General features: G+C 64.6%; 15 protein-coding genes. 5 read left to right on the top strand and 10 right to left on the bottom strand.

The window, feature by feature from the left end:
* Positions 1–95 precede the first annotated feature (95 nt).
* From kch to purC, 3 genes are read right to left on the bottom strand one after another with little or no spacing between them, the layout of a single operon-like run.
* On the bottom strand, positions 96–1370 hold the full coding sequence (gene kch, locus MXAZACID_RS06890) for a voltage-gated potassium channel protein (RefSeq protein WP_008493481.1): 1275 nt from the start codon (positions 1368–1370) through the stop codon (positions 96–98).
* Positions 1371–1420: 50 nt separating this feature from the next.
* Positions 1421–1663 (bottom strand): phosphoribosylformylglycinamidine synthase subunit PurS, encoded by a 243-nt coding sequence (purS, locus tag MXAZACID_RS06885; RefSeq protein WP_008493480.1) that lies wholly within the window; start codon positions 1661–1663, stop codon positions 1421–1423.
* A 50-nt stretch (positions 1664–1713) separates the two neighbouring features.
* Positions 1714–2478: a phosphoribosylaminoimidazolesuccinocarboxamide synthase gene (purC, locus tag MXAZACID_RS06880; RefSeq protein ID WP_008493479.1), complete on the bottom strand. Its 765-nt coding sequence runs from the start codon at positions 2476–2478 to the stop codon at positions 1714–1716.
* 136 nt (positions 2479–2614) lie between these two features.
* Between purC and MXAZACID_RS06875 the strand changes: the two genes are divergently transcribed.
* The gene (locus MXAZACID_RS06875; protein ID WP_008493478.1) at positions 2615–3790 is read left to right on the top strand and encodes a YbfB/YjiJ family MFS transporter; all 1176 of its coding nucleotides are present in this window, start codon (positions 2615–2617) and stop codon (positions 3788–3790) included.
* A 41-nt stretch (positions 3791–3831) separates the two neighbouring features.
* Here MXAZACID_RS06875 and MXAZACID_RS06870 read toward each other — a convergent pair whose 3' ends face one another.
* From MXAZACID_RS06870 to MXAZACID_RS06860, 3 genes are all read right to left on the bottom strand, one after another.
* Positions 3832–4893, bottom strand: a complete 1062-nt coding sequence (locus MXAZACID_RS06870; RefSeq protein WP_008493477.1) for an alkene reductase — start codon at positions 4891–4893, stop codon at positions 3832–3834.
* Positions 4894–4930: 37 nt separating this feature from the next.
* Positions 4931–5245, bottom strand: a complete 315-nt coding sequence (locus MXAZACID_RS06865) for a helix-turn-helix transcriptional regulator (protein ID WP_008493476.1) — start codon at positions 5243–5245, stop codon at positions 4931–4933.
* Positions 5246–5362: 117 nt separating this feature from the next.
* Positions 5363–6334 (bottom strand): lysine-2,3-aminomutase-like protein, encoded by a 972-nt coding sequence (locus MXAZACID_RS06860; RefSeq protein ID WP_008493475.1) that lies wholly within the window; start codon positions 6332–6334, stop codon positions 5363–5365.
* Positions 6335–6357: 23 nt separating this feature from the next.
* Between MXAZACID_RS06860 and epmA the strand changes: the two genes are divergently transcribed.
* Positions 6358–7326 carry an EF-P lysine aminoacylase EpmA gene (gene epmA, locus MXAZACID_RS06855; RefSeq protein ID WP_008493474.1) on the top strand — a complete coding sequence of 323 codons (969 nt, stop codon included), beginning with the start codon at positions 6358–6360 and terminating at the stop codon, positions 7324–7326.
* A 24-nt stretch (positions 7327–7350) separates the two neighbouring features.
* The gene (locus tag MXAZACID_RS06850) at positions 7351–7710 is read left to right on the top strand and encodes a hypothetical protein (protein ID WP_008493473.1); all 360 of its coding nucleotides are present in this window, start codon (positions 7351–7353) and stop codon (positions 7708–7710) included.
* A 34-nt stretch (positions 7711–7744) separates the two neighbouring features.
* Here the strand turns inward: MXAZACID_RS06850 and MXAZACID_RS06845 are convergent, their stop codons facing one another.
* From MXAZACID_RS06845 to MXAZACID_RS06830, 4 genes are all read right to left on the bottom strand, one after another.
* On the bottom strand, positions 7745–8209 hold the full coding sequence (locus tag MXAZACID_RS06845) for a hypothetical protein (RefSeq protein ID WP_205619746.1): 465 nt from the start codon (positions 8207–8209) through the stop codon (positions 7745–7747).
* 88 nt (positions 8210–8297) lie between these two features.
* A complete protein-coding gene (gene thiE, locus MXAZACID_RS06840; RefSeq protein ID WP_008493471.1) occupies positions 8298–8933 on the bottom strand; it encodes a thiamine phosphate synthase in 636 nt (211 codons plus the stop codon).
* 232 nt (positions 8934–9165) lie between these two features.
* On the bottom strand, positions 9166–10080 hold the full coding sequence (locus tag MXAZACID_RS06835; protein WP_008493470.1) for a class I fructose-bisphosphate aldolase: 915 nt from the start codon (positions 10078–10080) through the stop codon (positions 9166–9168).
* Positions 10081–10137: 57 nt separating this feature from the next.
* Positions 10138–10527 (bottom strand): hypothetical protein, encoded by a 390-nt coding sequence (locus MXAZACID_RS06830; RefSeq protein WP_008493468.1) that lies wholly within the window; start codon positions 10525–10527, stop codon positions 10138–10140.
* A 51-nt stretch (positions 10528–10578) separates the two neighbouring features.
* Here MXAZACID_RS06830 and MXAZACID_RS06825 point away from each other — a divergent pair, with 51 nt between their 5' ends.
* Together MXAZACID_RS06825 and MXAZACID_RS06820 are read left to right on the top strand one after the other, a co-directional pair.
* Complete coding sequence (locus MXAZACID_RS06825) at positions 10579–10818, top strand: hypothetical protein (protein WP_008493467.1); 240 nt, start codon at positions 10579–10581, stop codon at positions 10816–10818.
* 4 nt (positions 10819–10822) lie between these two features.
* Positions 10823–10996, top strand: a 174-nt coding sequence (locus tag MXAZACID_RS06820; protein WP_008493466.1) for a cell division protein ZapA, incomplete at its 3' end; no start/stop codon positions are given.

The raw sequence follows: 10996 nt of genomic DNA, 5'->3' as shown, positions 1-10996 counted from the left end.
CAACGACGTTGCCACCACCCCGAACGTTTCCGCCCCTTTTTTGAAAAAAGGGGGCGGCCCCAAAAAACTTTTATAAATTTTTCTAAAGGTTTGTTTTAGGCAGGCCGCGCGCCCACATCCAGCAGACGCTCCACCAGCGTGTTGCCGTCAATCTTCTCCTCCGTCAGCGCCATCGCCAGCACCTCGCCGCCAAACACGTTCGGCGCCAAAATCATATCTGGCTGCACCCGGCGCACCCGCTCCAGATTCTTCCGGCTGCTCACCGCCGCAACCTTCTTCGCCTCGCACCCCATCTCGCGCAGCGCCAGAATCACGAACGCATTCTCCGCATCGTCCGGCGACAGGGCGAGCACCGCATGCGCCGTCTCCGCCCCGGCGCGGCGCAGCACGTCCAGCTCGGTAGCGTCGCCATGCACCATCTCGGCCGCGCCGAAATCCTCATCTTCATCGGTGATGACAACCACGGCTTTATCCCGCGCCAGCAATTCCCGCGCGGTGTTATGCGCCAGCGCGCCCGAGCCGGCGATGATGTAATGATTCACCCGTTTCATGCGCTTCCTCTGATGTGGGTCGATGATGCGGCTCAGCCGTCCCTGCACCAGCGGCCCGACCACGGCGCTGAGCGAGGTGACGAAGACGGTGATGCCCACCACGATCAGCGACATCACAAACAGCCTGGCCTCGTCGCTCTTGGGCAGAATATCGCCATAGCCGACGGTGGACATGGTGACGATGGTGAAATAGGCGGCCTGCTGGATATCCAGGATCGGCGGCGCGAAGCCCTGGCCCAAGATCAGCGAACCCAGCACGCCATAGGTGATCAGCAGCAGCGTCGCGGCGACGGCGAACAGCGTGCCGGCGGCCAGCGAGGAGCGCTGAAAACTGCGCCCGGCGGCGGAGAGGATGATGAAAACCGTGCCGATATACAGCACCGGCGGCGAATACCAGGCCTCATGGCTATAGCCGATGGCCAGCGCCCCCTGCGCCAGCGCCATCAGCAGCGCCGCGATCCAGGCCAGGCGCGAGCGCAGCAGCAACCCGACCGCCACGAAAATCTGCAACACCCCGATGATGGTGCTGGGCACGCCCTGCAGGATCAGCGCCGGCACCTTGGCATCCAGCGGATGCAGCGCATCGAACAGGCCGGAGAGCTGCAGATGCAGATATTCGGACAGGTAGCGCCGGATCGCCGGCTGCAGCGCGATCATCCCCGCCGCCCCCACCGCCAGCCCCAGCGGGATCTGCGGGAACCAGAGATCCAGCCGCATCCTGCGGTAGAGCCGCAGCAGCAACCGCCGCAACGCTGCCAGGCCAGCCCGCAGCCGCGGCATCAGCCGCACCGCGCGGATATGAAAAAAAGGGGCAGACATGCCCCTTTAAGTGCAGAGCCAGGGCGCGTAAGTAAAGCGCCCTGCCCGAATCAGGCCGCGATTTCGACCTTGAAGCTCTCGATCACGGTATTGGCCAGCAGCTTGCGGGCCATATCCTCGGCCTGGGTCTTAGCCTTGGCGGCGTCCGTTTCGGTCAGCTCCAGCTCGATGATCTTGCCCATGCGCACCTCACCCACCTGGTCAAAGCCCAGATTATTCAGCGCATGGCCAATGGCCTTGCCCTGCGGGTCAAGCACGCCGTTTTTCAGCATGATGGTGACAATGGCCTTCATCTATCACAAAACCTTTTTATCAATAAGCGCTAATTGTTCGGATGCGCTTGTTACTGCATCGTCTCCGGGCCCTTCATGTCCCGGGAGCCGGCTTCGGGGAGGATGCCCAGGCGGCGGGCGACTTCCTGATAGGCTTCCTCGATCTTGCCGAGGTCGCGGCGGAAGCGGTCCTTGTCCATCTTCTCGTTGGTCTTGGCATCCCAGAGGCGGCAATTATCCGGGCTGATCTCGTCGGCCAGGACCACGCGCATCTCGTCATTCTCGTAGAGACGGCCGAATTCCAGTTTGAAATCCACCAAGGTGATGCCGACGCCGAGGAACAGTCCGGTGAGGAAATCATTGATGCGCAAAGTGAGGTGGACGATGTCGTCCATGTCCGGCGGGGTCGCCCAGCCGAAGGCGGTGATATGCTCCTCGGCCACCATCGGGTCGTTCAGCGAATCGTTCTTATAATAATACTCGACGATCGAGCGCGGCAGGCGCGTACCTTCCGGGATGCCCAGGCGCTGGGCGATGGAGCCGGCGGCGATGTTGCGCACCACCACCTCGATCGGGATGATCTCGACTTCCTTGATCAGCTGCTCGCGCATGTTCAGGCGGCGGATGAAGTGGGTGGGGACGTTGATCTCCGCCAGCTTCGTCATCAGGAATTCGCTGATCCGGTTGTTCAGCACGCCCTTGCCGGTGATCGTGCCCTTCTTCTGGGCATTGAACGCGGTGGCGTCATCCTTGAAATATTGCACGAGGGTGCCGGGCTCGGGGCCCTCGAACAGGATCTTTGCTTTGCCCTCATAGAGCTGGCGGCGGCGGGCCATGGCGGAACAACCTTCGAAATTAACGGAGCCGGTCTATACCAAGGGTGCCCCCGGAATACCATGGGGGGCCAAGCATGGGCGCCAAGACCCTGGCGGGGCTGCGCGAAAGGGCGGGTCAGGCTATCTGACTTTAACCATGGAAACGCCCGAAACCTTCCCGATCAACCGGGCCGCCTTCTGCGGTCTTCTGGCCATGTTCGTCAGCATCGGCGTGGCCCGGTTCGGCTTCGCGCCGATCGTCCCAGCGCTGGCGAAGGCGCATTGGTACAGCGCGGCCGCCGCCTTCTGGCTGGGGGCGGCGAATCTGGCCGGCTATTTCATCGGCGCGGCGGTGATGCGGGTCTGGCGGCGCCCCTTCGCGGCGAAGCCGGCGGTGCTGGGCTTCATGGGGCTGACCGCCTTGTCCATCCTGGCCTCGGCGCTGAACTGGGGCTGGCTCTGGTTCGGGGCCTGGCGGCTGCTCTCTGGCATCACCGGCGGGATTTTGATGGTGCTGATGGCCGCCGCCGTGGTCGGCCGGGCGCCGGCCCGGGCTCGCGGCAAGGTCTCGGGCATCACCTTCGCCGGGATGGGGGCGGGCACGGCCTTCAGCGCCATTCTGCTGCCGCTGCTGCTGGCGCGCGGGCTGGTCTGCACCTGGATCGTGCTGGGCGTTGTCAGTGTCGCGGCGACCTTGGCGGTGGCGCTGATGATGCCGCCAGCGCGGATCACCCCGCCGCCGCGCCATGCCGCGAACGGGCTGCCGCCGCGTGTGGTGCTGCTGATGATCGCCGCCTATGCGCTCTCGGCCTTGGGCTTCGTGCCGCATATGCTGTTCCTCTCCAGCTTCGCGGCTTTGGGGCTTGGGCGCGGCGTGGCGGCGGGGGCGGAGCTGGCCGCCTGCCTGGGGGTGGCGGCGATGTTGGGGCCGCTGATCCTGGGGCGGGTGGCCGACCGGTTCGGCTTTCTGCCGACATTGGGGGCCGGCTATGTGCTGATGGGCTGCGGCGTGGCGCTGCCGCTGCTGCTGCACGCGCAGCTGGCGCTGGCGGTCTCCGCCCTGGTGGTGGGCGCCATCGCACTTGGTTCGGTGATGCTGGTGGCGGGGGCGATTGCCGGCATGGTGCCGCCGGCCCGGCTCTCCGCCGATTGGGGGTTGGCGACGATGGCCTATGCGGTGATGCAGGCCGGTGTGGCGGCGCTGTTCTCCAACCTGTTCCATCTCACCGGCAGCTATGAGCTGCTCTTTGGCATCGGCGCGCTGGCGATGCTGGTCAGTATCGGCCTGATCGGGCTCTGCCTCAGGCTGACGGCCGCCGCTGAGGCTTATTGATGGGCCAAAAAAACAGCCCCGCCGAAGCGGGGCTGGTGGGGTCAGGCGACGGTCTCGAGGGCCGGGTAGTCGGTATAGCCTTTCGGGCCCTGGCCATACATCGTGCTGGTATCCAGCTCGTTCAGCGGCGCGTTCTGCTTGAGGCGGGTGACCAGGTCCGGGTTGGCGATGAAGGCCTTGCCCCAGGCGACGGCATCGCAAACGCCATCGGCCAGCGCGGCCTCGGCGCTCTCCTTGGTGAAGCCCTCATTGGCGATATAGACGCCGCCGAAGGCTTTCTTCAGCTGCGGGCCGATCCAGTCTTCCGCCTGGTGCTCGCGCGCGCAGATGAAGGCGATGTTCTTTTCGCGCAGCTCGCGGGCGACATAGGTGAAGGTGCCGAGACGGTCGGAATCGCCCATCGAATGGCTGTCCATGCGCGGGGCGAGATGCACGCCCACCAGCTCCGGGCCGAACACGGAGGCGGCGGCGTCCACCACTTCCAGCAGCAGCCGGGCGCGGTTCTGGATGGAGCCGCCATATTCGTCGGTGCGCTGATTGGTGGAATCCTGCAGGAACTGGTCGAGCAGATAGCCGTTGGCGCCGTGGATCTCGACACCGTCAAACCCGGCCATCTGCGCGTTCATCGCCGCCTTGCGGTAGCATTCGATGATGCCGGGGATTTCGCTGAGCTCCAGCGCGCGCGGGGTGACGTAATCCTGCAGCGGGCGCACCAGGCTGACATGGCCCTGGGCGGCGATGGCCGAGGGGGCCACCGGCAGCTCGCCATTCAGATAGAGCGGGGCGGAGATGCGGCCGACATGCCAGAGCTGGGCGAAGATCAGCCCGCCTTTGTCATGCACCGCCTTGGTGATGAGCTTCCAGCCTTCCACCTGCTCCTGGCTCCACAGGCCGGGTGTGTCCGGGTAGCCGACACCCATCGGGGTGACGGAGGTGGCTTCGGTGATGATCAGCCCGGCATCGGCGCGCTGGGCGTAATATTCGGCCATCAGCGCGTTCGGCACGCGGCCTTCGGAGGCGCGGCAGCGGGTGAGGGGGGCCATGATGATGCGGTTGCGCAGGGTGAGTTCGCCGAGCTTCAGCGGGTCAAACAAATTGGGCATGGTTCGTCCTTGTTTCAGGTTGAGAGGAAAAGCGCGCTCATAGCTGCGCCTTCAGCAGCGTGAGAAATTCCGCGATGGCGGCTTCATCGCGTTGGTAGAACACGAATTGGCCGCATTTTTTCGCGGTGATGAGGCCGGCCTGGTGCAGGATGGCGAGATGGCCGGAGACGGTGGATTGCGACAGGGTGCAGGCGGATTCGATTTTCTGGGCGCAGACGCCCCATTCATACGGGTGGTCCTGGCCGGGAAAATGCTTTGCCGGGTCGCGCAGCCCGCGCAGGATGGAGAGCCGCGCCGGGTTGGCGAGGGCTTTCAGGATTTCATCCAGTGCGGGCGGGCTCTGCATCGTCATCTGTCGATATTTAGATCGGTAATTTCCGATTTAAAGGGCAAAAGTTTTTGAGGGTGTGGGAACTTTTTTCAAAAAGTTCCCACAAACGCCCGGGCGGTGGCACGGGCGGCGCAACGCCTAAAGCGGAATCTTCCCCAGCCCCCCAGGCCGATCGAGAATATAGGTCGGAAACGCCGTCCCGCTGATCCGGCCCCGCAGCGCCGCCAAAATCTCCCGCCCACGCGCCGGTTCCACATGAAAGCGCGCGGTGCCGGGGGCGGGGTCGAGCTGGTGCAGGTAGTAAGGCTTCACCCGGGCGCGGAGCATGGCGCGGAACAGCGCCGCCAGCGCGTCCTCACTGTCATTCACGCCCTTCAGCAGCACGCTCTGGCCCAGTAGCGGGATGCCCAGCCGGGAGAGGCGCCGCAGGCCGGTATTGGCCTCGGGGTAGAATTCCCGGGCGTGATTGGCGTGCACGGCGATGTAGAGCGGGGTTTCGATGTCCAGGGCGGCCAGCAGCGCGTCACTGAGCAGAGACGGGTCGGCCACCGGCACCCGGCTATGGATGCGCAGCAGCTCGACATGGGGGATCGCCTGCAGGCGGCGCAGAATGTCGCCGAGGCGGCGCGGGGAGAGGATCAGCGGATCGCCGCCGGTGAGGATGATTTCGCGGATGGCGGGGTGCTCGGCGATGTAGGTATAGGCGGCGTCCAGTTCATCGGCGGAGAGCAGGCCGCCATCCGGGCCGACCTGCTCGCGGCGGAAGCAGAAGCGGCAATAGACCGGGCAGGCCAGCAGCGGCTTCAGCAAAGCCCGGTCCGGGTAGCGGTGGACGATGCCGGGGATAGGGGAGAGGGCTTCGTCGGCGATCGGGTCGGCATCCTCATGCGGGGCGGTGATCAGCTCCGCCGCGTCCGGGATGAATTGCAGGCCCAGCGGATCGTGCGGGGTTTCGATGCGCGCGGCCAAAGCGGGGGGCACGGCGATGGCGTAGCGGGTGGCGACGGCCTGTGCGTCCGCCAGGGCCTCGGGCGGCAGCAGCCCAGCCTGCACCAGCTCTTGCGGGGTGCGCAGCGTGCGTTGTTTGGGGGAGGAAATTCCGTCCGGCATCGGGAGCGTGTAAACCGGCGGGCATGAGCTCTCAACCCTGGCAGACCCTGCCCGACCGCATGGCGCTTCTGCGCCGGCGCAATCTTCTGGCTTCGGGCGTGCGCGCCTTCTTCACCGCGCGCGGCTATAGTGAGGTGGAAACACCTTATGCCGTGGCGGCACCAGGGGAGGAGGTGCATCTTCGCGCCCGCCAGGCCGGGGCGGAATGGCTGAACACCTCGCCGGAATTCGCGATGAAGAAGCTGTTGGCTGGCGGCTCGGGGCCGATTTTTCAGATGGCGCGGGTGTGGCGCGATGAGCCATGGTCCGACACCCATGCGCCGGAATTCACCATGCTGGAATGGTACGCGCTGCATGCGGATATGGGCGCGCTGATGGCGGAGACGTTTGCACTGTTGCAGGCGACGCTGCCGCCGGCGGTGAGCTGCCGGGGGATCACCACCGTGCTGGATGAGCCCGAGTATCTGAGCGTGGCGGAGGCGTTTGCGCGCTATGCCGGCGCGGATGTTCTGGGCACGGCGGGGGATGCAAGGGCGCTGGCGGCGCAGGCGGGGGTGGCGCTGCGGGAGGGTGAGGAGTGGGAGGATCTGTTTTTCCGGCTGTTGCTGGAGAAGATCGAGCCGCATCTGGGGCGGGGGCGGGCGACGTTTCTCACCCATTGGCCCGCCGCCCAGGCGGCGCTGGCGCGTCGATGCCCGCAGGATGAACGGGTGGCGGAGCGGTTTGAGCTGTATGTCTGCGGCATCGAGCTGGCGAATGCGTTTGTCGAGCTGACGGATGCGGCGGAACAGCGGGCAAGGTTTATCGAGGACCGGGCGCGGCGGCATGCCCTGTATGGGCCGGACTGGGCGCTGGATGAGGAATTTCTGCAGGCGGTGGGGCAGTTGCCGGCCTGTGCCGGGATTGCGCTGGGGTTCGACCGGCTGGCGATGCTGGCGACCAATGCCAGGCGCATTGCCGATGTTTTATGGCTGCCCGCGGCACTTATATAAGAGGCTCTGAAGGAGAGTTTTTCGATGCGTCCGATTTATGCTCTGGCTTTGGGTTTGGGGCTGGCCGGTTGTGCGACGGGGCCGAGCCTGGATACGCGGTTGGCGAGCTATATCGGCGCGCCGGAAGCGACGCTGGTGGCGCAGTTCGGCGTGCCGCAGCGGCAGATCAAGGTGGGGGATATCACCTATCTGGCCTACACGCTACGGTATGACGCGCAGAGCATTCCGATGGGGCCGGTCTGGGGCGGATGGGGCTGGGGACCGGGCTGGGGGGCGTATGGCGGCCTGCCTGCGGATGTGCAGATTTACAGCTGTGAGGCGACCTTCGCGCTGCAGGGCGGCAAGGTGGAGAATTATACGCTGCGTGGGAATGATTGCCGCTAACCAGGGATAAAAGGTTGGGCGCCTATATGCTTGGCTAAGTGCTTATCGGAAACGAGTTGTCGTTGAACGCCGATGCAATGATCCGATAAAGAGGGTGGTTCGGCTCGAACTGGTGGTGGGCAATGAGCTCAATGAATTTGTCTGGGTCGATAGGAGCATTCGCGGCGACGACGATTTCTTCGAATTTAAGAAGTAGACGAGACAAAGTGTCCTGGTGATAAACATAGAGGGCACCGCTTTTTATGCGGGCTGTGTCAATGATAAGCGCTCTCAGACCATCATCTTCTGCTTCCCGAGCCACCTGCTCGGGTTGAAGGCGAAGGATGTCTCTTATCGTGTACAAAGGTAAGTAACCGACAGCCTTTTTCGGACCAACTGATGTTAAGCTGCGTAAGATCTCAGCTTTTTCTTGCGCAGAAATAGTTGACCAGTCTGTCATGGTTGCTCGTTTGGTCTTTTCTGGAAAAGCCTGTCGATGTCCGACTGAGAGTTGGCTCAAGGTTACGAAGGAAAGACTGCTTAGCCAAGCATATAGTTGTCAAAGTTTTTGGGCGTGCGAGGGAGTTCAAAAACACTCCACGTCTTTTTTACGCCTCCGGCGGCGTCGCGGCCTCGATGGCGCGCAGCATGGCTTTGACGCCGGCGGCCGCACCGTCCTTGTGGTTCCACACAGCACCCGAGACAGCGACGAATTCAGCGCGGACTTCCACCAGGGGGGCGCAGTTTTCGGCGGTGATGCCGCCGATGGCCACACATGGGATTTCCATCGTCTCCGCCCAGAGCTTCAGCGTTTCGATTTCCGCCATTTCCGGCGGTTCCTTGGTGGTGGTGGGGAAGAAGGCGCCGAAGGCGACGTAGTCGGCCCCGGCCTCGCCGGCTTCCATCGCCAGATGGCGGGAATTGTGACAGGTGACGCCCAGGGTGAGGTCGCCCAGGATTTTGCGGGCCTGTTTGGCGGGCATGTCGGTCTGGCCGACATGGGCGCCGTCGCAGCCGGATTTTACCGCCAGGGCCGGATTGTCATTGAGCAGGAAGGCGACGTTCCGGCTTTGCGCGATGGGGCGCAGGCGGTCGATGACGCGCAGCAGCTCGGCTTCCGGCACGTCCTTCAGGCGCAATTGCAGGGCCGCGACGTCGCCGGCATCCAGGGCTTCGGCGAGGAGGCGCTCGAAATTCTCGGGCAGGATGGGCGGGGTGATGAGGTAGAGGCGGCAATCGGGCATGAAGAACTCTTGATAAAGAAAGAGCAGCCTTTTTGGAAAAAGGCTGCACCCAAAAACTTTTGCGACCTGGGTCCCGGGCGTGGCCGCATGGGTTGCCCAAAGTCGTGGGGTCTGGGGCCTCTCGGCCCCAGCGGGGTGCAGGGGCGTCGCCCCAAAGGGGCGCCGCTTTGTATGAGGCGCGCCTCCGGCGCGAGGCCCCTGCTGGGGTTCAAAGGGGCAAAGCCCCTTTGCCTTAGGCCTTATTCAAATAAATATCGATAATCTTCTGCAGCAGCGCCAGGGCTTCCTCGCGCGGGCGCTGGAAGGTGTTGCGGCCGATGATGGAGCCGTTGGCGCCGCCATCGCGCAGGCCACGGATTTCCTCGTACAGCGCGTCCAGGCTCTTGGCCTCGCCGCCCGAGAACACGACGATGCGCTTGCCGGCGAAGCAGCTATCGACCACGTGCTTGACGCGCTTGGCCATGGTGGAGGCATCGAACCCGGCATAGGATTTCTTCGCGGCTTCCAGCGAGATCACATCCGTCGGCGGCTTCACCTTGATGATGTGGGCGCCGATGAGGGCGGCCATGTGGGCGGCATAGGCGCAGATATCCAGGGCGGTCTCGCCGGCCTTGTCGAGCATCGGGCCGCGCGGATAGGACCAGACGACGACGGCGAGGCCGGCGGATTTCGCCTCTTCGGCCATCTCGCGGATTTCCTCGATCAGGTCGAAGGCGAATTCGGAGCCCGGATAGATGGTGAAGCCGATGGCCGAGCAGCCCAGGCGCAGCGCGTCGGAGACCGAGCCGGTGAGGCCCTGGTTCTTGTCGGTGGCGAGCGAGTTGGAGGAATTGACCTTCAGGATGGTCGGGATCTGCCCGGCGAACTCGGACGCGCCGACTTCCAGCATGCCGAGCGGGGCGGCATAGGCGGAGAGCCCGGCATCGATGGCCAGCTGGTAGTGGTAATACGGGTCATAGGCGGCCGGATTCGGCGCGAAGGAACGGGCCGGGCCGTGCTCGAAGCCCTGATCGACCGGCAGGATGACCAGCTTGCCGGTGCCGCCCAGCTTGCCCTGCATCAGGATGCGGGCGAGGTTTGTCTTGGTGCCGGGATTGTCGCTCTCATAGTGAGAGAGAATTTTTTTAACGGTTTCGGTCATCGCCATCTGAACCAGTCCTCCTTGGGGAAACTGGCGGCGATGTAACCCAAGAACAACGCGCTGTCATCCGCCGAGCCAGGAGATCAGCCGTTTTTCGCAGGGCTTTAACCTCAGCTCCAGATAGGCGGGGGCGGTGGCGAGGAGAATCGCGCCGTTGCGCCGGGCCTGGGTGGCGATCTCGGGCCAGGCGGGGCAGGGGGCGAGAATGAGCCCCTGGCAGCCCAGCGCCAGCGCCTCGGCGGCGCGGCCGGGCGCATCCGCGCAATCCAGCAGGGAAGGGCCAGCATGGCCCGAGTCGCGGAGCAGGGCGCACCACCAGGCCGCCCCCATAATGAGGGCGGCGCCGGGGGCGGAAAGCAGGGTCACCGCCAGGCCGGGGGCCAGGGCCATCCGCGCGGCTGAGAGCCCGTGCACCATCACCGCCGGGGGCAAGGGTGAGAGTTCATCATTCATCTGCGGGGTTCTCCTTGACCGCGCACGGCGCGCTCGGGTTGAATGGCTGGCATGTCTGAGTCGGAATCTGAAGACGAAATCCTGAACCGTATCGAGGACGCGCTGCGCAAGATCGCATCCGTGACCCGCAACGGTAAAGCCGCCCTGCCTGTGCCCCGCGATCCTGCGCCCCAGGATCCTGCCCCGCAGGAGGAGGAGCTTGACCGCGAGGCCCTGGCCAGCGCGCTGGACCAGGTGATCCTGCGGCTGCGCGGCGGCCTCACCCCGCCTCAGACCCCCACGGAGGAATAAGCCCATGGCGCAGGTCACCATCCGCATCAATGGCTATGCCTATCAGGTCGGCTGTGAGGACGGGCAGGAGGAGCATCTCGGCAAGATGGCCGCCGAGATCGAGCAGCGCATCACCCATATCAAGGCGATCGGTGGCCAGGCCGGGGAGGCGCGGCTGCTGATGCTGGCCGCGCTGCTG

The organism is Acidocella sp. MX-AZ02, assembly GCF_000306035.1.
In the GTDB taxonomy this organism is placed as follows: Bacteria; Pseudomonadota; Alphaproteobacteria; order Acetobacterales; family Acetobacteraceae; genus Acidocella; species Acidocella facilis.
Note: the sequence above shows the minus strand (reverse complement) of the source record. Positions and strands in the feature narration are given on the sequence as shown.

Coding starts and splice junctions, on each gene's coding strand:
- kch (WP_008493481.1), bottom strand. CDS start 1,370: ATGTCTGCCCCTTTTTTTCATATCCGCGCGGTGCGGCTGATGCCGCGG.
- purS (WP_008493480.1), bottom strand. CDS start 1,663: ATGAAGGCCATTGTCACCATCATGCTGAAAAACGGCGTGCTTGACCCG.
- purC (WP_008493479.1), bottom strand. CDS start 2,478: ATGGCCCGCCGCCGCCAGCTCTATGAGGGCAAAGCAAAGATCCTGTTC.
- MXAZACID_RS06875 (WP_008493478.1), top strand. CDS start 2,615: ATGGAAACGCCCGAAACCTTCCCGATCAACCGGGCCGCCTTCTGCGGT.
- MXAZACID_RS06870 (WP_008493477.1), bottom strand. CDS start 4,893: ATGCCCAATTTGTTTGACCCGCTGAAGCTCGGCGAACTCACCCTGCGC.
- MXAZACID_RS06865 (WP_008493476.1), bottom strand. CDS start 5,245: ATGACGATGCAGAGCCCGCCCGCACTGGATGAAATCCTGAAAGCCCTC.
- MXAZACID_RS06860 (WP_008493475.1), bottom strand. CDS start 6,334: ATGCCGGACGGAATTTCCTCCCCCAAACAACGCACGCTGCGCACCCCG.
- epmA (WP_008493474.1), top strand. CDS start 6,358: ATGAGCTCTCAACCCTGGCAGACCCTGCCCGACCGCATGGCGCTTCTG.
- MXAZACID_RS06850 (WP_008493473.1), top strand. CDS start 7,351: ATGCGTCCGATTTATGCTCTGGCTTTGGGTTTGGGGCTGGCCGGTTGT.
- thiE (WP_008493471.1), bottom strand. CDS start 8,933: ATGCCCGATTGCCGCCTCTACCTCATCACCCCGCCCATCCTGCCCGAG.
- MXAZACID_RS06835 (WP_008493470.1), bottom strand. CDS start 10,080: ATGGCGATGACCGAAACCGTTAAAAAAATTCTCTCTCACTATGAGAGC.
- MXAZACID_RS06830 (WP_008493468.1), bottom strand. CDS start 10,527: ATGAATGATGAACTCTCACCCTTGCCCCCGGCGGTGATGGTGCACGGG.
- MXAZACID_RS06825 (WP_008493467.1), top strand. CDS start 10,579: ATGTCTGAGTCGGAATCTGAAGACGAAATCCTGAACCGTATCGAGGAC.